The organism is Mycobacteroides sp. H003, from assembly GCF_001440135.1.
Taxonomy (GTDB): Bacteria; Actinomycetota; Actinomycetes; order Mycobacteriales; family Mycobacteriaceae; genus Mycobacterium; species Mycobacterium gwanakae.
On sequence record NZ_LJYL01000019.1, the window covers coordinates 251,840 to 273,199 of the forward strand.

Genomic DNA, 21,360 nt, shown 5'->3' on the forward strand with positions numbered 1-21,360 from the left:
GGGCATGAATCAGCAGGGATAAGCTGAGGACCTGCTGATCGGATGAGGTGGATCGACTATGGCGACATTTGACCTGCTGGTACGCGGGGGCCTGGTGTTCGACGGGACGGGTGCGCCTGGCCAAGTGCTGGACGTCGGGGTGCGCGGCGGCAAAGTGGTGGCCATGGCACCAGATCTTTCGAGTGCCGAGGCCGGCGAGGTCATCGATGCCAACGGCAAGTGGGTCATTCCCGGCATGGTCGACGTGCACACCCACTACGACGCCGAGGTGCTGGTCAGTCCGGGACTGGGCGAGTCGGTGCGGCACGGTGTCACCTCTGTCATCTACGGCAACTGCTCCATGTCCGCGGTGTACGCCGATCCCGAGGATGTCGCAGATCTATTCGCCCGGGTGGAGGCCCTGCCGTGGGACGCGGTTCACTCGGCGCTCAAGGAGCACAAGGATTGGGACGGGCCACGCGGCTACCGCACGTTCATCGAGTCACTTCCGTTGGGCGCCAATGTCGCAACGCTGATCGGACACTCTGATATCCGTGCCGCGGTGATGGGACTTGCGCGGGCAACCGATTACGACGAGCGCCCCACATCCGAGGAACTGGCGCGGATGCGCACGATGGTGACCGATGCGCTCGACGCGGGTTTCGTCGGCCTGTCCACCGACCGGCTGCGCTTCTCCAAGCTGGAGGGCACCCGGTTTGCTGGTCGGCAATTGCCGTCTACCTACGCGACCTGGCGCGAGTACGGCGCACTGTATGACGTGGTGCGCCGGCGTGGCGCCGTGGTGCAGTCGAATCTCGACGTGGAGAAGCGCCCCGAGACCGTCATGCACTTCCTGCTCAGCGGTGCGCGCCCGTGGCGTCGTTCGCTCAAGACCACGCTGCTGGCGGCCTTCGATCTGAAGAGCAACAGGTCGGTGATCAAGCTTCTCAAGGCGGCCACCGGTGGCCTCAACCCGCTGCTGCGCTCCCAGGTGAACTTCCAGCTCCTGGCGGTGCCTTTCCATCTGTATTCCGACGGTATGGATTTGGTGATCTTTGAGGAGTTCGCCTCGGGCACGGCGGCATTGGATATTCGTGATCAGCTCCAGCGGGTCGACCTGATCAAGGATGAGGGATATCGTCGCCGGTTCCGCAAGGAGATGGCCCAGAAATACGGAGTGGTGGCCTGGAACCGCGACATGTACGACACCGAGATCGTCGGGTGCCCCGATGAATCTGTGGTGGGCAAGTCGTTCGGTCAGGTGGCCGACGCGCGCGGGGTGCAGCCGGTCGACGCCTTCCTGGACCTGGTGTCCGAGTACCCCGGAAAGGTGCGCTGGCACACCACGATCGCCAATGACCGAACCGATGTGCTCAACGAGGCCATCAAATACCGCTATTTCCAGCTGGGTAACAACGACTCCGGGGCACACCTGCGCAACATGTCCTTTTACAACGCGGGGCTGCGGTTACTCAAGCGTGTCAAAGAGGCCCGAGAGGCGGGTGCTCCGTTCATGCCGCTGGAAGCCGCGGTGCATCGGCTTACCGGCGAACTCGGTGAATGGTATGGACTGGACGCCGGGCGGCTGCGTATCGGCGACACCGCCGATATCGCGGTGATTGATCCTGCGGGCCTTGATGATTCGCTGGAGGATTACCATGAGCAGTACATGGAGGAGTTCGGAGTGTCCCGGCAGGTGTGCCGCAACGACAAGGCGATCGCGGCCACGGTTGTCGGTGGCCAGCGGGTGTACTCCTACGGCACGTTCGTAGACGGCTTCGGCAGTACGGTCAAGGCGGGCAGGTTCCTGGCCGCGAGTTAGCCGAGCCAGCCCATGTTCTTCCCGAAGGTCTGGGCGGCGGGGGACAACGAACCCAGCTCGCTGCTGCGCTGCACGTAACCCTGGATCGCTGTCATGAACTGCATGGGGTTGTAGACATCTTCCTCGTTGGCCCAATGGTTGTCGCCGGCATAGCGAAAGATGCTGATATTCGTTGCTTCCCAGATACTTCCGTCGCCGGGGTCTTTCATCCGGTTGACCAGCTCACAGATGACCCAGCCGTGTTCCTCGTCGACGACATGCCAGTTGGAGAAGTAGTGCGGCATCTCAGCCCCGGGGAACTCCGACATGGTCTTGACCATGGACTCGCGGATGGCCTCCCGGCCCTCGAAGGTGCCGTAGGTCGGTTCGATGTAACTGGCGTCCTCGGCGAAAAGATCCGCGTACTTGGCCCACTCGCCCTTGGGGCCGATCTCATCGACCACCCGAAGGTGATGGTCGAACATGTTCTGCAGCTCGTCGCGTGACCACTGTCCCATGGCGGGACCCTAACACCGCGGTTCATTCTGGATCCGGGCTTTCGGCGGTATCAAGCCGGAATTGAAAGCGGCGCACAGAAATTCGTGCGTCTACAGCAGTCCGAGCTGCCGCAGATCCGTGGCGTACTTGACGATGAGATCCCGGGTGAGGTGGGGAATGTCGGTGTTCTGGGTGGCCTGAACACCCTCGCGGAACCTAATGGCGGGGAGGAATGCACCGTTGTGTGCGTGCTGCGGATACCGGTACGCGTGCAGTAGCGGCAGCAGGGAGTGCTGTTTCTGTTTTTCGGGCAGGCCGCGGATGGCGGTGTCGAAGCGGTCGAACCAGTCGCTGTAGTTGTCGATGCGCTGGATGGGGTATCCGGCGTCGATGAGCCAGTCGACGAAGTTGTCCAGCGAGATGCCGTCGGAGTGTGGGTTCACCGAGTCGTACGTGTGGAAGCTTTCCGACGCGGCGACCGCGATGCCGAGGAAGGTAATCGCCGATGCCGTGAAATCGGCGGGTAGCCCGTCATAGTGGGCAAGTGGGCGATCGCCCGTCGCCTGTGGCTGATAGAAGGAGCCGGGTGCGATGCCGGTGGCGATCAGGCTCAGGATCAGTCGGGTGAATTGGTCGGGGACGTTGAGCTGGCCGGTGTAGTGGCTGTGGGCCAGGATCATGTCGGAGCGGAATACCGCGACCGGCAGGCCACACAGGTCGTGTGCTTCCCGCAGTAGTACCTCGCCGGCCCACTTGGCATTGCCGTATCCGTTGGCGTATCCGTCGTCGAGGGGCCTGATCGCACTGATGGTGCGGATGTCGGAGTCCTCGTCGAACACCTTGGGGTCCACCGAGATCGCCACGGCGACGGTGGACAGGTAGGTGACGGGTTTGATCTTGGTGGTCAGTGCCAGTTTGATGATTTCCGCGGTGCCAACGACATTGGGGCCGAACAGCTGGTTGTAGGGGAGCACGTGGTTCACCAGGGCCGCCGGATGCACGATGACGTCGACCGTGTCGGCCAGGCGTTGCCAGGTGTCGGCATCCAGTCCCAGGTTCGGGTCACCGATATCGCCGGCGAGCACCTCCAGGTGCTTGTCGGCCAGTGCGCGGAAATGCGTCAGCAGTCCGGCGTCGCCACTATCGAATGCTTCTTCCAGGCGCCGGTAGGCGGCGTCGGAGTCCTTGCCGCGGATGACAGCGATGAGCTTGCCGCCGGTTTTGCCCAGGCGCTCAAGCCATTCCAGGGCCAGGAACCGTCCTAGATAGCCATTGGCTCCGGTCAGTAACACGGTCTGTGGGGTCCCGGTCGACCTCGGGAGTGCGGGGGCGGCACGCAGGGTGGCCTCGTCGATGAACTTGTCCAGGGTCAGGTCAGCGGCACGGATCTCAGTGTGCCCGGCGCCGTGCACGGACTCGGCGGTGGGCCGGAGTGATCCCGAGTCGCGGTGCCTTTCGACGATGTTCGCGATGGCCGCCACATCGTTGGCGGCACTGACGATGACGCCGACGGGAACCTCGACACCGAAGATGTCCCGCAGTAGATCTGAGAAGGAGAGCGCCGAAAGGGAATCGCCGCCGAGATCGATGAAGTGCGAGTCCGGGCCCACCTCGGCTACGGATAGGCCCAGCAATGCTGTCACCGCACGTTGCACGGTCTCAAGGACCGGCTTGCCCTCGTGTCCGGCGGCGTGAAGGGCTTGTAGTTCGAGCGCCTGGGCACTCGCGATATCGGAATACAGCTGTTCCAGACGGGCGCCGTACTTCTCGTGCAACTTCGGCCGGGCCAGCTTGGCGATACCGGTCAATAGGCCGTTGGCGGCGGTGAATGGTTCGGTCTCCACCAGGAAGTCGCGCGGTACCTCGTACGGTTGCAGCTCGGCTTCGCGGGCGACCTGCTGTAGCGACTCGGCAATCAGGCGTTTGAGTAGTTCGTCATCTCCATGACTTTGCTCGAAAGCCTCGGCGGTAGGTACCACCACGGCCAGCAGGTAGGACCGTTCGCTACTTCCGTAGACACAAATCTGTTGCACCAGTGGACTGTTGGCATACTCGGCTTCGAGGTTGGCGATCGCGACGAACTCGCCTTGGGAAAGCTTGATCACGTTGTTGCGCCGGTCGACGATCTGGATCTTGTCGGGTTCCAGCTCGGCGACAATATCCCCGGTCTTGTAGTAACCGTCCGGGTCAAACACATCGGCGGTGACGTCGGGACGCTTGAAATAGCCACCGAACACGGACTCGGCCTTCACCAGCAGCTCACCTCGCGGGTACGGCTTGTCGGTGGAGAAGTAGCCCAGCTCGGGCACATCGACCAGCTTGTAGTCGATGACGGGGGGACGCTGGATGCGTCCGTTCCGGACGATGACCCCGGCCTCGGTGGAGCCGTAGCCGTCGGTGATGCGGGCGTCCAGGCAGGATTCGATGAATGCCGCCAGTTCTTCGGATAGTGGTGCCGATCCGCAGACGATTGTCAAAACGCGTCCGCCGAAAAGGTTTTCACGGATATCGCTCTTGACTTCGGCATCGAGGGCGGCCAGGTCGGCCGCGGAGTCCAGCCCCGCACGGCGTTCGACTTCGTTGCGGTATCGCTGAAAGAGCATGTCGCACACGCGGGGAACGAGCGTCACCACCGTGGGCCGGGTGAGGGTGATGTCTTCGAACAGGGTGGACATATCGCTGGATGCCGCGAAGTACGCCAGACCACCACAGGCCAGGGCCGTGACCAGGCTGCCGCGTCCCATCACATGGCTCATCGGCATGAAGTTGAGGTTGATCAACGGAATCTCGGCCTTGGAGCTCAGGGTGTCGGCCCTTAGCCATGGTTTGGCGACCATCTTCTCGGTGTACGTCGCGCCCTTGGGGGTGCCCGTGCTTCCAGAGGTATAGATCACCAGCGCCAACGGGTCGGTGCCGTCCTCGGCGGTGAACAACGGCGCCTCGGGAAGGGCACGACCGTGCCCGATCACCGCGGACATCACCTCGACCGAGATCGGTAGGCCGGCCTCGGCTATCCGGTGTTGCGCCGACTCGACACTGTCGCGCTGCGCATCGACACCGGGGTGGTAATCGAAGACCGTGATATGCCGCAGCGACGGCGTGACGAGCGCTGATTCTATTGCCGCATCCAATAACTCGGCGCTCACCGCCAGTACCGAAGGCTCTGATTCGGCGAGGATTGCGGTCCAGTTCGATGCGGCCGAGCTGGTCTGCAGCGGTACCGCCACCGCGCCAAGATGGATGCACGCGAGATCGACCGCGGTGTAGTCGACGCTCGTGAAGCCGAGCATCGCGACGAAGTCGCCCGCGCACACCGGAGTACTCGGGTCGTGATGCCACGCCGAAGCCAGCGCGCGGGCCATGCCCCACAGTTCCCCGTAGGTGATGGTCTCGAACTCAGGTAGGGGACGAAGTGCCGACCGACCTGTCTCATCGGTGATGAGTTCCTGCACCCGGTGCCCGAGGGCCGGCCGATCGGCGTATCCATCCATGATGGTGGCGACTACCTGAGCGAGCCGCAGACCGGGCGCGGCGACCGCGGCGTCTACCGCAGTATCGGGTTTGGCGGCCCGGAACTGTGGATCCTCGGTGAAGAGCCGCCTGACACGGTCAACCAACCGCTGACGACGTGCTTCCTTGGTATTGGCAGCGGTGGCTTCGATCGTCATATCGGGCAGCTTACGAAACCCTGGATTCTGTAAGTGCGCGGGCTCACCTGGACCTACAGGAGCCCGAGCTGTTCCAGGTCCGTGGCGTACTTGACGATCAACTGCTGCGACAGATGCGGAATATCCGTGGTGCCGTCTTGCCCGACCGGACCGATTCCGGCGGCTTGCACCGCGTGCTGGAAACGCTTGGCCGGAACCACGCCGTGGTCTTCGGCACCGGAGGGCTGCTCGAACGCGTGCAGTAGTGGCAGCAGGGAGTGCTGCTTTTGCTTTTCGGGCAGGCCGCGGATGGCGGTGTCGAAGCGGTCGAACCAGTCGCCGTAGTTGTCGATGCGCTGGATGGGATATCCGGCGTCGATGAGCCAGTCGACGAAGTTGTCCAGCGAGATACCGTCGGAATGCGGATTGACGCAGTCGTAGGTCACATACGCCTCCGGGCCCTCCGGCACCTGAGTGCCCAGCGTGGTGATCGCCTCGGCAGTGAAATCACCCGGTAGCCCGTCATAGTGGGCGCGTGGGCGATCGCCCGTTGCCTGTGCTTGGTAGAACGAGCCGGGTGCGATGCCGGTGGCGATCAGGCTCAGGATCAGTCGGGTGAATTGGTCGGGGACGTTGAGCTGGCCGGTGTAGTGGCTGTGGGCCAGGATCATGTCGGAGCGGAACACCGCGACCGGCAGACCGCACAGGTCGTGTGCCTCCCGGAGCAGTACCTCACCGGCCCACTTGCTGTTGCCGTATCCGTTCGCATACAGCTCGTCCACGGGGCGCACCGCGCTGATGAGCCGGATGTCGGACTCTTCATCGAAGGTGCTCGGATCGACGTACGCCGCGACCGCCACCGTCGACAGGTAGGTGACGGGTTTGATCTTGGTGGTCAGTGCCAGTTTGATGATTTCAGCGGTGCCAACGACATTGGGGCCGAACAGCTGCCGGTAGGGCAGCACGTGGTTCACCAGAGCTGCCGGATGCACGATGACGTCGACCGTGTCGGCCAGGCGTTGCCAGGTGTCGGCATCCAGTCCCAGGTTCGGGTCACCGATATCGCCGGCGAGCACCTCCAGGTGCTTGTCGGCCAGTGCGCGGAAATGCGTCAGCAGTCCGGCGTCGCCGGTGTCGAACGCTTCTTCCAGGCGGCGGTACGCGGCGTCGGAATCCTTTCCGCGAACGATGACGATCAGCTTGCCGTCTGTTTTGTCCAGGCGCTCAAGCCATTCCAGGGCCAGATAGTGGCCCAGGTAACCGTTCGAGCCGGTGAGCAGCACGGTCTGTGGGGTTCCGGTCGCCCTCGGGAGCGCGGGGGCGGCACGCAGGGTGGCCTCGTCGATGAACTTGTCCAGGGTCAGGTCGGCGGCGCGGATCTCAGTGTGCCCGGCACCGTGCACCGTGTCGGCGGTGGGACGTGTACCGCCTGAATGACGTTGTTCGTCAATGAATTGCGCGACACTGCCGAGGTCGTTGGCGGCACTGACGATGACGCCGACGGGAACCTCGACACCGAAGATGTCCCGCAGTAGATCTGAGAAGGACAGCGCCGAGAGCGAATCGCCACCCAGATCGGTGAAATGCGCGTCCGCGGCCAGCTCGGCCGACGAGACGCCGAGCAAGGCCTGCGCGGCCTTGAGTACTGTTTCCAGCGCAGGCTTGTCGGGATCGACGCTGTGCAGCTCGCGCAACTCGGCGGCCTGCTGTTCGGCGATGTCGGCGTACATCTGTTCCAGACGATCGCCGTAGTGTGCCTTGAGGTTCGGGCGAGCCAGCTTGGCGATACCGGTCAGCAGTCCGTTGCCCTGGGTGAACGGCTGCGGCTCGATGATGAAGTCGCGCGGGATCTCGTAGGACTGCAACTGCAGCTCTCTGGCGATGTCCTGCAGGGATTCGGCGATGGTCGCCTTGAGTGCCGTCTCGTCACCCTTGGCGGCGGCGACGGCCTGAGGTGTCGGTACGACGACCGCCAGCAGGTAGGACCGCTCGCTGCTGCCGTACACGTAGATCTGATGCACCACTGGACTGTTGGCGTACTCGGCTTCCAGGGTCGCGACCGCGACGAACTCGCCCTGGGACAGCTTGAGAACGTTGTTGCGGCGATCGACAATCCGGATGTTGTCATGTGCGAGCTCGGTGACGATATCGCCGGTCATGTAGAAACCGTTCTCGTCGAAGACGCCCGCGGTGACCTCGGGGCGCTTGTAGTACCCGAGGAACATGCCGTCCGTCTTCAGCAGCAGCTCGCCCCGTGGATGCGGCTGGTCGGTGGAGAAGTAGCCCAGCTCGGGCACATCGACGAGCTTGTACTCGATGACCGGGGGCCGCTGCACAATTCCATCGCGGAACACCATGCCGGCTTCGGTGGATCCATAACCGTCGGTCAGATGAAGTTCGAAGCAGGACTCGATGAACTCGCCCAGCTCATCGGACAGTGGCGCAGAGCCCACCATGACCGCCAGCACGCGGCCACCAAAGAGGCCGTTGCGGATCTCGGCCTTGACCTCGGCGGCCACCGCATCCGCATCGGCGGTGCGATCACCGGCCAGGCGACGGTCCACCTCTGTCTGGAACCGCTGGAAGACCATGTCGCAGACCCGGGGGACCAGGGCAAGAGCGGTGGGACGAATCAGCTCCATGTCTTCGAAAAGTGTTGACATGTCGCTGGATGCGGCGAAATAGCCGAGGCCACCGGTGGACAGGGTGGAGGTAAGTGTTCCGCGGCCCATGATGTGACTCATCGGCATGAAGTTCAGGCCGATCATGGGCAGGTTTTCGGTGCCAGCCATGACGTCTTCGCGAATCCACCAGCGGCGCACGATGTTTTCACTGTGCATGGCGCCCTTCGGGGCCCCGGTGCTTCCGGAGGTGTAAATGAGCAGTGCCAGCGGATCGTCGCCGGGGGATGGCGCGTAGAGCGGGGCCGCGGGAAGATCGGAGCCGCGGGCGATCACCGCATCGAGTGTTTCGATGGCGATACCGGTTCCCGCAAGCCGTGCCCCGGCGGCCTCGTAGGCCTCGCGTTGCGCATCGATTTCAGGGGTGTAATCGAACACCACGACCTGTTTGATCGAGGGGGTCGCGAGTACGGATTCCAGTGCCACGCCGATCAATTCGACGCTGACGGCGAGGGTGTTGGGTTCGGCCTCGGCAAGGATGGTGGTCCACTGTGAAGCCGGCGCGCTGGTCTGCAGTGGCACTGCCACTCCGCCGAGAATCATGATCGCCAGATCCAGCACGGTGTAGTCGATGCTGGTGAATCCCAGGGTCGCCACCAGATCGCCACCCTTGACCGGGTGGGCTGGGTCATGGTGCCACGACGCGGCGACAGATTTTGTCCGGGACCATAATTCACCGTATGTGGTGGTTTCGAAACGGGGGAGCAGACGCTGGATGGTCCGGCCGTCATGGTCGGTGACCAATTCACGTGCCCGCTCGCCCAGTGCGGGGCGCGCGGCATATCCGGTCATCAAGGTTGCGATGGCCTCGGAGAGGTGTAGGCCTGGGCGCAACACCTGCTGGGCGACCGCGGGGTCGGGCAGGGTGTCGCGGAACTGGGGATCGCTCTCGCGCAGATTCTCGATACGACGGGTCAGCTGCTCCAGCTGCGGGTCGATGTCGTTGTTCACGGTCATGGGCAGCCTCACATCAACAGAGTGTTCTTAGGAAGTCTAAAAAGTAGATTACCTAAACTAACGATATATCCAGATATGGTATTCCTCACAATCGTCCGCCATCGTCGGGGGCGCAAACTCGTCAGATGAGTTGACCGTGAGGCGGTTGCACGGGAAGTGTGCGATGCGTGGCATGACCGTGCGCTACCTGCCAGGGAAGGTGGCATGGTGGCGCGGATGGTGGTTGCTGCCAGAGAAGCGTGCGGAGGCGACTGCTAGCGCTCGGTACGGGTGAACTCCACGATGTCGCGCCACCGGCTTCCGGTAGCCGAGGCGAAGTCGAAGCCCTCCGGTTCGGCCAGGGCCCGCAGCTCGGAGATGCCGAGGCGATCGGGGTCGAGGAAGATTTCCTGGAAGATCAGCCGCCCGCCGGGTTTGAGTGCCTTGTGCAGTGAGCGGATGCACGCCGTCTTGTCGGGGACTTCGCCGATCACGCTGGCGAGGAACGCAACGTCAAAAGACTTGTCCGGGAAAGGAAGTCCATTGCTGGCATCGCCCGAGTGAAATTCCGCGTTCCGGTACCCGGCCCGGTCGAGTTTGTGTTTGACCTTGTCGAGCATCTCGGGCTGTACGTCGAACAGGTCGAGGTGGCCGGCGGGGAGTCGCGGGGCTATCTGCACACTGAAGATCCCCGGACCAGGGCCGATCTCCAGCACCCGTTCGTCGCCCCGTAGTGCCAGCCGCTCGGCCACGGCTGCCGGATTGACGAACTTGCGATGAATCGGATTGTCGAGAATGAATGCCGCCTGGTGCGGAAACGGAAAGTCGCCAACCCGGCGCACCTGGCGTACCACGGTGTCCATCCATGTCGTAGGCATGAACTAAGGGTACCCTTACTTAGGTGGCGATGGGGCTCTCGCTAGTGGTGGCCACTACCGCTGCCACTGCTACTGCCACCGCCGTATCCGCCACCCGCACTGGGTGCTTGCGTTGGAGTGCTGTAGGTCGGTGCCTCCCGTGTGGGCGCTTCGCGGGTGGGTGCCACGGTTTCTGGGGCCGATGCGCGCGACGGCTGCGTTTCGCGCTCGACGGGTGTCTGCTTCGCCGGCGCCTCGGCGGTTGGCTGCGGGGCGGGCTCTGTCGTCCGCGGGGCAGGTGCCTCGGACGATGGAGCTTCGTACGTCGGCGTGCTGCGTTGCTTGGTGGGCTCGGGCGCGGCGGACGGTTCGGCCGTCGCCGATGGTTGCGGTGTCGAGACGGTTTGGCGTGGCGTAGAAGTCGCCGGTGTCTCGTGGGTCGGAGTGGCCGGCGTGCTCGCCGGTGCGGAGGTCTCGTCCTTCGGGGTGGTGGGCGCCGGAGCCACAGATGTGGTGGAGGGGGCCGGTGCACTGGTCGTGGCGCCGCCCGGGGGCCCCGATGTCGGCGTCGGTTCGTGTGACGGTTCGGTCGAGGGTGCCGGGCTCGTCGTACCGGAGGTCGCACGCGGCTCCGAGGAGGGTGCAGGAGTCAGGGGCGGGACCGTAGGCAGCGACGGGGGAGTGAAGTCCTCGGGCACCAGCTTGGGTGGTGCGGTAGGTGCGGGCACCGTCAGTACCGGTGGAGCGGAAGGCTTTACGTCGACGGGTGATGTCGATGTCGGTGACTTCTCGGGAGCCGGCGCCGGGGCTGCGAGCTCCTTACTGAAGTTTCGGACCGACTTGGTCGAGAGGTCCTTGATGAGATCTTGCGACGGGCGGGCGGACTTGTCCTCGGTCAGGAATTGCGCCAGGGACGCATCGAGGTTCACCACGGGCTCGGCCAGGGCCGGGCGATCGGTGATGCGGGCAACGGGCGACCAGTCACGCTCCAAGGGGTTGTCCCAGCCGCGATTGAGATTCCAATCGCGGTACTCAGCGGGGTTGATTCCATGGGACTGGTCCCAGAGATTGCGGCTGTACACCGGGTTGGTGTTCTGGAATTTCCAGTCGTAGTACTGCCGATACGGGTGGTACCTGTCGTACCAAGCCTGGTCACGGGGGTCGTCGTCGCGGAACTGACCCCACTCGTTGCGCCCGTCACGATCGCGACCGTCACGGTTGTAGCCCGACCAGTTGTAGCCATCCCAGTTGTAGCCCGCTCGGTCATACCCCCATCGGTCATAGCCCCACCGGTCATAACCCCAACGGTCGAACCCCATGAAGTCATATCCGTATCGGTTGAAGCCGGATAGCCCCCAGTTGAACCAGTCCAGGACGTTGTATCCGTACAGCAGCGACCACGATGGGTCGTAGCCGCCCAGATCGAGCAGGTTGGGAGTCAGGGGCGGGGCGACGGGAGCCGGCCAGTCGGCGACGGGATCGACCGGAATCCCGGGAGGCGGCGGAGTGGAGTAAGACTGCGGCGCATTGGGAACGGGTGCGCTCGCTGCGGCCGCATATCCCCAACTCGGCGGCGATGATGCCGGTGCGGCGGGTCCCACGTTGGCGGCCAGATTCGCGTCGGTGTTCACCTCCGGAGGCGCGGGCAGCGCGGGAAGCTGCTGGGCCTGTTCGGGGGTGTACTGGCGTAGCTGCTGCGTCAGTTGCAGATAGAGGTTCTGCAGAGTGGTGCGCTCATTGGAGGCGGAGATGAATTCCATTCCCTGTTTGGCCTCGTTGAGCGAGGTTCGGGCGTCGGTGAGTTGATCGGGCGAGGGTTGCTTGCCGGTGCTCAGGATGTCCTGAGCGTTCTTGAGTGGGGCGACCACGGCACGTATCGCGACGTCTTGGGAGTGGCCGGTGAAGACGGTTTTGTTCAGCGCCCACAGTGAATCGCCGGGCTCGGCGCCGTAGGCCGCGCCCATAAGCACCGCGACCAGCAGGCCGATCAGTGTCCCGAAGGCTGCCGCGCGCAGCTGTGGTTCGCCGGGCACGTACTTGCCCCACCGGTCGTCCGGTTCGGGATGTTCCTCGGGGTTCTCCCAAGCCCGCATCGCCGTGTCCTCGACGGGAGGCGGAACAATCGTCATGTCAACCCTCTGCACTACCGGCGTCCCTGTCACGTCGGGCAGGGACAACTATCAGCACTAATAGATACCGAACTCTAGGTATTCCATCGCCAGGGTAGTCATGGTCGTTACCGATTCTCAGTAGTACTGCATGTCTGCCGTCAGCGATGTTGGGACGCAATCAGTCTCGGTACATCGCCCACAGGGTGGGGCCGTCGGACACCGGTTTGATCTCATCGACGACCTTGAATCCGAAGCGTTCGTAGAGCGGGTTGTTGCGGATGTTCGAGCTCTCCAGATACGCGGGCCCCTCGAGCTGGTCGATCTGGTGTTTGAGGAGTTCGGACCCAATGCCTTTGCCGGGGATGGCGGCGCCGATGGTCGCCAGATACCAGTGCGGGTGTGTGGGACGGACGGCGGCAGCGGCGCGCGCGAGGGCAACACCACGCACCACGCCCAGCCGGATCGCTCCGAGCAGCAGCGGGATGGCCCGCATCCGCTGTGCGGCGGGCGGCTCCCAGCTGGGAGGGTCCCAATGGGCAGCTCCGACCGCCACGCCGTCTTCGTAGAGCAGGTACTCGCCCTGACCGGAGCCGTGCAGCGCCAGTGAGATGCCACGGAAGATGGCCACGTCTCGTCGGGGGTCGGAGTTCACCCATCGGACCACGGGATCCTCTGCGAATGCCGTGGCGATCACGCGGTGGGCAACGGCTTCATTGGTGGAGTCGATGTCTCGGATCTCGCGGGTCATATGTGTTCTACGAGCCCGGGGCGCCGAAGGTTCCCGATCAGGTGTCGGTGTGACGCATCACGAGGGCTGCCGCGAGCGCGGTGGCGACCAGGAGCAGCGTCGACACCCCGGCGACCGCATGGATTCCGTCCGTCCATCCGGTTCTGGCGAGTTCGGCCGCGGTGGCGCCGGCCTCGCCGCCGAGATCCTTGGCGCGCGCCATGGCCTGCCCGAGTGTCTCGTGCATGTGGGTGCGTGCGGCGAATATCGCCGAGGCGAGGGCGCCGAACAGCGCGAGCCCGAAGGCGGTCCCGAGTTCAAAGCTCATCTCCGAGATGCCCGTGGCCTGCCCGGCGCGCTCGGTCGGGGCGGCATTCAGCGCCACCGCCGAAACGAAGGTGAACATGACGCCGGCTCCGGCGCCGACGATCACCGTTGCCGCGATGTAGACGCCGACCGGCCCATGGGGGCCCAGCGCGAGCAGTACCGCGTTGCCCACGGCCATGGCCAGCAGAGACGTCACGAATGTCCAACGCTCGCCGAGTAGCCGCTCGATGCGTGCGGCGTCCATCGAGAAGTAGGCGACGGTCAGCGCCATCGGCAGTCCCAGGAACGCGGCGGCCAGCACGTCGAAACCGAGCACCGACTGCAGGTAGAGCCCGGTGAGGTAGGTGGTCGCACCGAAGGTGGCCATCGCGGCGATGGTGCCGACGATTGCCACGGTGAAGGTCCGATTGCGGAACAAGTCGAGTGCCAACAGGGGATGAGGATTCCGCATCTGCTGGCGGACGAATGCCGCGAGCGTCAGTACGCCGATAGCTCCGGTGATCGCCACCGCAGGTGAAAAGCCATGTGTGGCCATGACTTTCACGGCGTAGACAAAGGCCATGATGCCAACCATGGACAACGCGACGCCGGCGAGGTCGAACGGCTCCAGCACAGGGTTTCGGTATTCGGGAATGAGTGCGTTCGCGGTGAGCAGCAGCACGATCAGCACCGGGACGTTGATGAGGAATACCGAGCCCCACCAGTAGTGATGCAACAGCAGGCCACCGATGACGGGGCCGACCGCCGCACCGAAGGAGAACGCTGCGGCCCAGATGCCGACCGCGAGCGCCTTCTGGCGCGCATTGGGGAACATGACACCGATGAGCGCCAGGCTGGCAGGCAGCAGGGTGGCTCCGCCGATACCCATCAGGGCGCGGGCCGCGATCAGGGTCAGCGGTGTGGGTGCGAACGCCGCGATCACCGATGCGAGACCAAAAAGCGTCGCCCCCCACAGCATGAGGCGCCGCCGGCCCCACCGGTCACCCAGATTGCCCATGGTGATCAGCAGACCTGCGAGCAGGAATCCGTACACGTCCAGGATCCAGAGCTGCTCGGCCGCGGTCGGGTTGAGTGACTCGGACAGCCGTGGCATCGCCAGGAACAGCACCGAGACATCCATGGAGACCAGGAAGACCGGTAGTAGCAGGGTCGCGAGCCCGAACCAGGTACGGCGTCCAGCGCGGGCGCCTTCAGGCGTCGCGTTTTCGGTCGCTGTGCTCTTGCAGCTGGTCATGGGGTATCGCTCCGGATGATATTTGTGTGCGTACGGCGTACGCAGTAGACTGGGTACACTGTACGCAAATTGGCGAAGGTGGTCAATCGAGTTATGACAGGAGTGCCGTGACCGATCCGCGTCTAACGCTGGAATCGATTGTTGCCCAGGCTATTACGATCGCCGACTCGGATGGCTTGGCCGGTGTCTCCATGCGCAAGATCGCCGATGCCCTCGGGGTGGGGGCGATGTCGCTATACCGTCACGTGGCCGACAAGGATGCGCTGCTGGTCGAGATGACCGCTGAGGTCACCCGGCGATTCGCCTATCCCCAGGAGATGATGGGCGACCCGGACTGGCGTACACGGGTACGCGTCGCCGTCGAGTACGACTTCAATCTGTACAGCACTCACCCCTGGGTGCTGTTGGCGTACGCGGTGCCGCGCAACGGCATGCAACCCGAAACTCTGGTGTGTTTCGATTGGTTGCTGGAGACCTTCAGCCACCTCGGGGTCCCCGTGCCCGAGGCGGCGGAATTGGCGTTTCAGGTGTGGAGCTATTCGCAGGGTGTCGGCCTGGGCGCGGTTGGCGGGCAGCTTGTCTCCCCGGGCGCCCGTACGGACTTTTCGGGTTTGTCGGAGCTGATCGATGGCAACGTCGGTGTGCCGGAGTCCCCGCGACTGGCCGCGCTGGTGGGGGTGGGTGACCTGCCGCAGGTGACCAATCCGCGCGAGGTGATCGTCAAGGGTGTCGAGATCCTGTGCGACGGCATTGCCAGGCGCTACGCATCGGCTACAGATAGCCGGCGATAACGGCGGCTTCCTCACGCAGTTGCTCCGCTGCCCCGGCCTGGCCGAGCATCTCGTAGCGTGCGGCTTCGGTGGCCCGGTCTTCGATCTGTGAGTGCAGAATCGCGCGAACATCTGCGGGGGAGAGCACCCTACGGGCCGCCTCCGCTGATCCGAGACCGCTTGCCGCGCCGGCGATATGAGTGTTGTTCTGCACTGTCTGTGTGGCACCGTCCACCGACTCGGCGTTGTCGATCGCGGCGATCGCCGTCCGCAGTGCGCTGACGGCCAGGCTGTCGCGGGTCTTCATCGCTACGGAGAGATCTGCGCGCATGGTCGCGCGCAGCACGTAGGGGTCGTGGGTCGATGTCATGAGGTCTGGAGCCTATGGGGTGGCGAACGGTATCGGCCACCGAATAACCGGCGGCGCCACTGTGGTCAAGCGAGGCCGACACCGTCCTCGTACTCCACGATGTCGACTGTCGAGACCGCGCCATCGGGCATCGCCAGGATCCATCGTTCACCCGAAGCGGTGCTGGGATCCTCGATGTCGAAGAGCACCCGCTGACGTAGTTCACGAGCGATGGCCTGCGCCACCGCCTCGTGAGACCGAGTCACCGGCACATCGGGCGCCGCGATGATGCACAGCCCCATCCTGAATCCATCCGTGTACTCGGTGATCTGCACGTATCCCTGCGGGTCATCGATGGTATGGCCGTCTGACTCCAGTGCACATCCGCTTGCCCTGGTGCAGGCCGCCACCACCGCCGCATCAGATGCGGCTCGCTCCGCGAAAAAGTTCATGTAGCTCGGGTCGTTCACGGTTGATGCCCGAGGTCAGGCGTCGCCATCGCGTGGCTCGTCGTCGGAGTTGTTGCGCCACTCCGAAAATCGGCGGCGCACGTCGCTGGCGACATCGGTGACCCCTTGTCCGACGACGTTCACGACGCCGTCAAGGGTGGACCCGAAGTTGCGTAGTGCGGAGATCAGCGGATCGGTCGAGGAGTCGAAATTGTCTTTGTATGACCTTGCCGCGGAACGGAAATCAGAACCCAAATCGGACTGTGCGTCGTCTTCGCGCCGCGGGTAGTTTCCGCCGAGTATCGCGCCATATTCGCCGCGGTCGATCCACTTGCTCAGTTCGGCGGCCCGCAGCACCGAGAAGGGGTGCGATTGCAATTCCAGGTTCAGCAATTTGAGCACGCCGTCACGCATGTCCCCGGTGCGCTCGTACTCGGCGGCCTGCGCCAGGAAGCGTTGCGTATCCATCTCGTCGAGGCGTGACCCGCCGGCCAGCTTCATCTCCACGCGGATGGCGGTATCCACGTCCTGCCCGCAGAGCATTCCGGCGCGGTCGCCGGAGAGTTCGGACTTGCGCTGCCATTCCATGAGCGCGGCGACGACGGCGCGCAGCGCCCACCCGCCGATCGGCATCCAGCCGAGATTCCCGGCCAGCCGCATCAGGTGCAGCAGCATTGTGCGATACACGGCATGCCCGGACAGTGCGTGCCCGAGTTCGTGGCCGACGACGAAGCGCAGCTCCTGTTCATTCATCAGGTCCAATAGGCCGGAGGTGAGCACGATGAACGGCCGGTCCATCCCGATGGTGAACGCGTTGGCGTACGGCCCTTGAATGACGTACAGCTCGGGGATTTCGGGGGCGTCGAGGATGCGGGCGCAATCATTGAGGGTGTCGTTGAGCGAGCTGAACTGACGGTCGTCGACGCGGATGGCGGTGGCCAGGTACATCAGCCGATGCTGGCGTTCGCGCAACAGTGCGGCCAGCGCCTTGAGGACGGTGTCGAAGCCCTTGAGACTACGCAGTGTTTGCAGAGCGGCCCGGTCCGCGGGGTGCTCCCAGGCGCGGGTGCTAATTCCGGGAAACTCGATATAGGTACGAGTGGGCAGATCGGACATGACATTCAACCTATCTGGTTACCTTGTTGAGCGCGCGGAACCGGCGAGATCAGGATACGCAGCAGCTGTTAGCGGATGCCGCGCAGGCAACGCCGGTGCCGATGTCATGTGTCCCCCCCGGATGTGCTTCTTGTTAGGTCAGACGATTGCGCATTCGTTTTGGTTCCCGCCGTCCTATTCGTTCATGCTCCGCAGCTCTTTCTGGTACCACTCCGACTTACTTCTCACTGCGTCCATCAACGTCGGGTACTGGCCGATCCCGTTGGGGCCGTCACCGCCAAGTTCGAAGACGGTGCCGGGTTCGTCGCTGAAGTATGAGTGGGCAACGGCGATGGTCATGACGTAATCGTCCTCAGTGCCGAGGACGGGAATCAGTTGGTTGAAGGAGTGGGCACCGAAGTATTCGGGAGTCAGCGACGCGCCCTCGATGTACGCCTTCATGCCCTCCCAGTTCTTCGAGCCGGGCATCGAGTCCGCGAATGAGAACAAGTCATCGAAGCCGCAGAAGAAGCGCAGGCCGTCGGAAATCTGGAGCAGTTCCCGGTGATCGGCGTCGAGATACAGGCCCCGCTGGCGTTCCTGCGCGCGGATGTCCTTGCGTGTTGCCGGCTGGAGCGGGCCAGGAAGGCCGTATAGAGGGTCCTTCTCGTGCAGGGCCTTCTGCTGGTCGGCGAGCATCGCCACGAGTGAGGACCATTGGTCGTGCCGGGCTGAGCTACTGGGGGACACGCAGGCGCACAGGAGTGCCGCGAGGAGAAAGACTGTCGCGCTGAATCGCATACGACCCCTAGGGCTGGCACCTATCAGAAACGATAGCAAACAATACGACGGCGGGATGCCGAAACTGGCCAGGCGGAGGCAATCTTGACAACGGACGATGTCAACATGATCATTGCCCTGGGCCGAAACGCCGCGGTCTCTTGGCGTAACGCGAAACAGTCAGCAGCACACGAGTTATGGGAGACCCGATGCGGGCGGTCAGGCATGTCATCAATGTTCTTACTAAGCCCGTCAGGGTCAGCTACCCGTGGACTCCCTCGCTGACCGAGCGTGTGAGCGGCCGGACGGTGTTGATCACCGGCGCCTCCAGCGGGATCGGGCGGCGACTGGCGGAAAGGGTCGCAGATGCCGGGGGGACTGCGATTGTCACCGCACGCCGGGCCGACGAGCTCGACGCCGTCGTGCGGGGAATCACCGCGCGAGGCGGGGCCGCCTACGCCGTATCCGGCGATTTGTCGACGGGCGAGGGCGCGGGAGCGGTGGCCACCGAGGTGCTGGAACGCTTTGGGGCGCCGGATATCTTGGTGCTGAATGCCGGGCGGTCGATCATGCGGTCGCTCGCGGAGTCCGAACACCGGCTGCACGACTACGAGCGGACGGTGGCGATCAACTACCTCGGCGGTGTGGGCCTGGTGCTGCGCCTGATGCCGGGCATGCGCGCCCGTGGCTCAGGGCATATCGTGCACAGCTCGTCGATCGGCGTGCTAGGTAATCTCCCTGAATTCTCCGCTTATGTCGGATCGAAGGCGGCCATGGACGCGGTGCTGCGCATCGCGGGCATCGAAAGCCGGGCCGACGGAGTGCGGGTCACCAACATCCACCTACCGCTTGTCGCAACGGACATGATCGCTCCGACCGACTGGAGTCAATACGCGTCGCTGACTTTGGAGGAGGGCGTCGACATGGTCGTCGATGCGATCCGGCGGCGGAGCCGCGAGGTGAACAACCCGCTGGGCGTCTTGTACCGGGATTCGTACCGAATTCTGCCCGGGATCGTCAGCCGGGTGCAGAGCGATTACTACCGTTGGTATTCCGGTGGTGGCAGGAGGGCGGATATCTCTGCCGAAGTGGTATCGGGCGCGTTGGCGGTAGACCCCAACTGAGTCCGCCGCGTCGATATACTCGCCGACTTATGGACAGCGTGCCTACGACCCTCGGTGCGCCGAGCGGGCCTGCCGAGCGGCCAGATGTAGAGGCGCCCGCCCATCCCGACAAGCTGGACGCCTCGCTGCTCCGGATCGCCGGCATATGCGGTCTGGCCAGTGTGATGGCCTTCTTGGACAGCACGGCCGTCACCGTCGCCCAACGCACGTTCGTCACCCAATTCGGGGCCAGTCAGGCCATGGTCTCCTGGACCATCGCCGGCTACATGCTTGCCTTCGCGACGGTGATCCCGATGAGTGGCTGGGCAGCCGACAGATACGGCACCAAGCGGCTGTTCCTGGCCGCGGTCCTGGTGTTCACGGTTGGCTCGCTGCTGTGCGCAGTAGCGCCGAATATATTGCTGCTCATCATCTTCCGTGTAATCCAGGGAGTTGGCGGCGGCATGTTGATGCCGTTGAGCTTCATGATCCTGACCCGAGAAGCGGGCCCGAAACGTCTTGGACGCGTTATCGCGATAGGGGCTGTTCCCTTCTTGCTCGGCCCGATCGGTGGGCCGATCCTGGGGGGATGGCTGATCGGCACCTATGGCTGGGAATGGATCTTCCTGATCAATCTGCCGATCGGATTGAGCGCTTTTCTGTTGGCGGCGCTCATGTTCCCGAAAGACCGTCCCGAGCCTTCCGAGAAACTCGACGTCGTCGGCGCGCTGTTGCTCTCACCTGGCGTGGCCACGTTGCTTGCCGGCATGTTGGCGATACCCGGGCGCGACAGCCTCGCCGACCCGCATGTCCTGCTACCTATAGCTATCGGCGCCGCATTGATTTTCGCCTTCGTGGTGCACACCAGAAACCGTGCGTCCCACCCGCTCATCGACCTGGGGCTGTTCGAAAACCCGGTGGTGCGGTGGGCCAACATCACCCAGTTCGCCTTCGCCGCCACATTTGTGGGGGCCGGGTTGCTTGTGCCGAGCTACTTTCAGGTGGCTCTGCATCAGACGCCGATGCAGTCGGGGATGTCCATGGTGGCCATGGGAATCGGTCTCGTACTGACCGTGCCCCTGGCAGGGGTGTTCATGGACAAGCGCGGTCCGGGCACGATCGTCTTGATCGGGCTGCCCCTGATCGCGGTGGGCCTGGGGGTATTCACCTACGGAGTCGCGCGGCCCGAGGCTCACTCGGCGATATTGCTGATCGGATTACTGATCATGGGCATGGGTGTTGGCTGCACGTCGACGCCGCTTTCAGCGGCGTGCGTCCAGTCGCTGGCACCTGCGCGGGTGGCGCGGGGTACCACACTGTTGAGTGTCAACGACCAGGTGGGGGGGTCGGTTGGGGCCGCGTTGATGGCAATGTTGTTGACCACTCAGTTCAACCGTGTCGGGGGCGGAATTGAGCCGGATCCGACGGCGGTATCGGGTGGCGAAACCGGTGCCGCCGGAATGGCGGATGGCTCACCGATGAACTCGTATTCAGATTTTGCGGGTGATGCATCTCAATTGCTGTCACATGCGTACACAACGGTATTTCTTGTCGCCGTCGCATTAGCGGTAGTTACCGTTATCCCGGCGATTTTTCTACCGCGGGCAGTGGTGGTAAATATCAACCACTGAGGTGTGCGGCGCTTCTTGTTCACCCGCGGGCAATTGGGCGGCCAGCGACGGGATGCTAGGGTCCTTGCGCGGCTTAGGGAAGGCTTGCATAACCTGAGAAAACCCTTAAGCTGATCTGCCAGTGGTGTTCAATTGTGGGCTCAAGCCCCTGACCAGCGCTTAAAAGCTAAGGGGTCGTGTAGTGCGTGTCGTGTCGTTCGGGTATCAGGTCTGGGGTTACCGGACTTTGCAGGCGTTGATCGATCTGGGGCATGAGGTGGTGCTGGCGGTTACGCATCCCTCTAGTGAGGAAGCGTATAAGGCGATTTGGTCGGCGCCGGTTGATGAGCTTGCGCGTGAGCACGGTATTCCGGTGCATTTGGCGACGCGGGTGGATGCTGAAACC

At 63.7% G+C, this 21,360-nt stretch carries 15 protein-coding genes and 1 pseudogene; 5 read left to right on the forward strand and 11 right to left on the reverse strand.

Going from position 1 to position 21,360, the window contains the following annotated elements; all coding sequences use genetic code 11:
• Positions 1-58 precede the first annotated feature (58 nt).
• Positions 59-1,801 carry an amidohydrolase family protein gene (locus AOT87_RS13975; protein ID WP_057966708.1) on the forward strand — a complete coding sequence of 581 codons (1,743 nt, stop codon included), beginning with the start codon at positions 59-61 and terminating at the stop codon, positions 1,799-1,801.
• On the opposite strand, the gene AOT87_RS13980 is transcribed toward AOT87_RS13975, so the two are convergent.
• From AOT87_RS13980 to AOT87_RS14010, 7 genes are all read right to left on the reverse strand, one after another.
• A complete protein-coding gene (locus tag AOT87_RS13980) occupies positions 1,798-2,298 on the reverse strand; it encodes a nuclear transport factor 2 family protein (RefSeq protein WP_057966707.1) in 501 nt (166 codons plus the stop codon). The genes AOT87_RS13975 and AOT87_RS13980 overlap by 4 nt on opposite strands.
• Before the next feature lie 90 nt (positions 2,299-2,388).
• Positions 2,389-5,946 (reverse strand): carboxylic acid reductase, encoded by a 3,558-nt coding sequence (gene car / locus AOT87_RS13985; RefSeq protein ID WP_057966706.1) that lies wholly within the window; start codon positions 5,944-5,946, stop codon positions 2,389-2,391.
• Between the two features lie 53 nt (positions 5,947-5,999).
• A complete protein-coding gene (gene car / locus AOT87_RS13990) occupies positions 6,000-9,563 on the reverse strand; it encodes a carboxylic acid reductase (RefSeq protein WP_057966705.1) in 3,564 nt (1,187 codons plus the stop codon).
• 254 nt (positions 9,564-9,817) lie between these two features.
• The gene (locus tag AOT87_RS13995) at positions 9,818-10,405 is read right to left on the reverse strand and encodes a class I SAM-dependent methyltransferase (protein WP_057966704.1); all 588 of its coding nucleotides are present in this window, start codon (positions 10,403-10,405) and stop codon (positions 9,818-9,820) included.
• Positions 10,406-10,461: 56 nt separating this feature from the next.
• On the reverse strand, positions 10,462-12,528 hold the full coding sequence (locus AOT87_RS14000) for a hypothetical protein (RefSeq protein WP_057966703.1): 2,067 nt from the start codon (positions 12,526-12,528) through the stop codon (positions 10,462-10,464).
• Positions 12,529-12,688: 160 nt separating this feature from the next.
• Positions 12,689-13,258, reverse strand: a complete 570-nt coding sequence (locus tag AOT87_RS14005; RefSeq protein ID WP_030093739.1) for a GNAT family N-acetyltransferase — start codon at positions 13,256-13,258, stop codon at positions 12,689-12,691.
• A gap of 37 nt (positions 13,259-13,295) precedes the next feature.
• Entirely contained in the window at positions 13,296-14,798 is a 1,503-nt protein-coding gene (locus tag AOT87_RS14010; RefSeq protein ID WP_057966702.1) for an MFS transporter, read from the reverse strand.
• Between the two features lie 107 nt (positions 14,799-14,905).
• On the opposite strand from AOT87_RS14010, the gene AOT87_RS14015 reads away from it, so the two are divergent.
• Positions 14,906-15,589 carry a TetR/AcrR family transcriptional regulator gene (locus AOT87_RS14015; RefSeq protein WP_030093737.1) on the forward strand — a complete coding sequence of 228 codons (684 nt, stop codon included), beginning with the start codon at positions 14,906-14,908 and terminating at the stop codon, positions 15,587-15,589.
• Here AOT87_RS14015 and AOT87_RS14020 read toward each other — a convergent pair.
• The 4 genes from AOT87_RS14020 to AOT87_RS14035 form a co-directional block, all read right to left on the reverse strand.
• Positions 15,570-15,938, reverse strand: a complete 369-nt coding sequence (locus tag AOT87_RS14020) for a hypothetical protein (RefSeq protein WP_057966701.1) — start codon at positions 15,936-15,938, stop codon at positions 15,570-15,572. The two genes, AOT87_RS14015 and AOT87_RS14020, sit on opposite strands and share 20 nt — an antisense overlap.
• Before the next feature lie 65 nt (positions 15,939-16,003).
• The gene (locus AOT87_RS14025) at positions 16,004-16,387 is read right to left on the reverse strand and encodes a hypothetical protein (RefSeq protein WP_057969617.1); all 384 of its coding nucleotides are present in this window, start codon (positions 16,385-16,387) and stop codon (positions 16,004-16,006) included.
• 15 nt (positions 16,388-16,402) lie between these two features.
• Positions 16,403-17,482 (reverse strand): M48 family metallopeptidase, encoded by a 1,080-nt coding sequence (locus AOT87_RS14030; RefSeq protein ID WP_057968164.1) that lies wholly within the window; start codon positions 17,480-17,482, stop codon positions 16,403-16,405.
• Positions 17,483-17,656: 174 nt separating this feature from the next.
• Complete coding sequence (locus AOT87_RS14035) at positions 17,657-18,166, reverse strand: SMI1/KNR4 family protein (RefSeq protein WP_198528395.1); 510 nt, start codon at positions 18,164-18,166, stop codon at positions 17,657-17,659.
• Positions 18,167-18,450: 284 nt separating this feature from the next.
• Here AOT87_RS14035 and AOT87_RS14040 point away from each other — a divergent pair, with 284 nt between their 5' ends.
• From AOT87_RS14040 to AOT87_RS14050, 3 genes and pseudogenes are all read left to right on the forward strand, one after another.
• Positions 18,451-19,365 (forward strand): SDR family NAD(P)-dependent oxidoreductase, encoded by a 915-nt coding sequence (locus AOT87_RS14040; RefSeq protein ID WP_057968174.1) that lies wholly within the window; start codon positions 18,451-18,453, stop codon positions 19,363-19,365.
• A gap of 29 nt (positions 19,366-19,394) precedes the next feature.
• Positions 19,395-20,975, forward strand: coding sequence for a DHA2 family efflux MFS transporter permease subunit (locus AOT87_RS14045; protein ID WP_057968165.1), 1,581 nt, complete (start codon positions 19,395-19,397; stop codon positions 20,973-20,975).
• Between the two features lie 181 nt (positions 20,976-21,156).
• A pseudogene (locus AOT87_RS14050) lies at positions 21,157-21,360 on the forward strand (methionyl-tRNA formyltransferase); the annotation flags it as partial.

Coding starts and splice junctions, on each gene's coding strand:
- AOT87_RS13980 (WP_057966707.1), bottom strand. CDS start 2,298: ATGGGACAGTGGTCACGCGACGAGCTGCAGAACATGTTCGACCATCAC.
- AOT87_RS13995 (WP_057966704.1), bottom strand. CDS start 10,405: ATGGACACCGTGGTACGCCAGGTGCGCCGGGTTGGCGACTTTCCGTTT.
- car (WP_057966705.1), bottom strand. CDS start 9,563: ATGACCGTGAACAACGACATCGACCCGCAGCTGGAGCAGCTGACCCGT.
- AOT87_RS14040 (WP_057968174.1), top strand. CDS start 18,451: ATGCGGGCGGTCAGGCATGTCATCAATGTTCTTACTAAGCCCGTCAGG.
- AOT87_RS14030 (WP_057968164.1), bottom strand. CDS start 17,482: ATGTCCGATCTGCCCACTCGTACCTATATCGAGTTTCCCGGAATTAGC.
- AOT87_RS14045 (WP_057968165.1), top strand. CDS start 19,395: ATGGACAGCGTGCCTACGACCCTCGGTGCGCCGAGCGGGCCTGCCGAG.
- AOT87_RS14000 (WP_057966703.1), bottom strand. CDS start 12,528: ATGACGATTGTTCCGCCTCCCGTCGAGGACACGGCGATGCGGGCTTGG.
- AOT87_RS13975 (WP_057966708.1), top strand. CDS start 59: ATGGCGACATTTGACCTGCTGGTACGCGGGGGCCTGGTGTTCGACGGG.
- AOT87_RS14010 (WP_057966702.1), bottom strand. CDS start 14,798: ATGACCAGCTGCAAGAGCACAGCGACCGAAAACGCGACGCCTGAAGGC.
- AOT87_RS14020 (WP_057966701.1), bottom strand. CDS start 15,938: ATGACATCGACCCACGACCCCTACGTGCTGCGCGCGACCATGCGCGCA.
- AOT87_RS14005 (WP_030093739.1), bottom strand. CDS start 13,258: ATGACCCGCGAGATCCGAGACATCGACTCCACCAATGAAGCCGTTGCC.
- car (WP_057966706.1), bottom strand. CDS start 5,946: ATGACGATCGAAGCCACCGCTGCCAATACCAAGGAAGCACGTCGTCAG.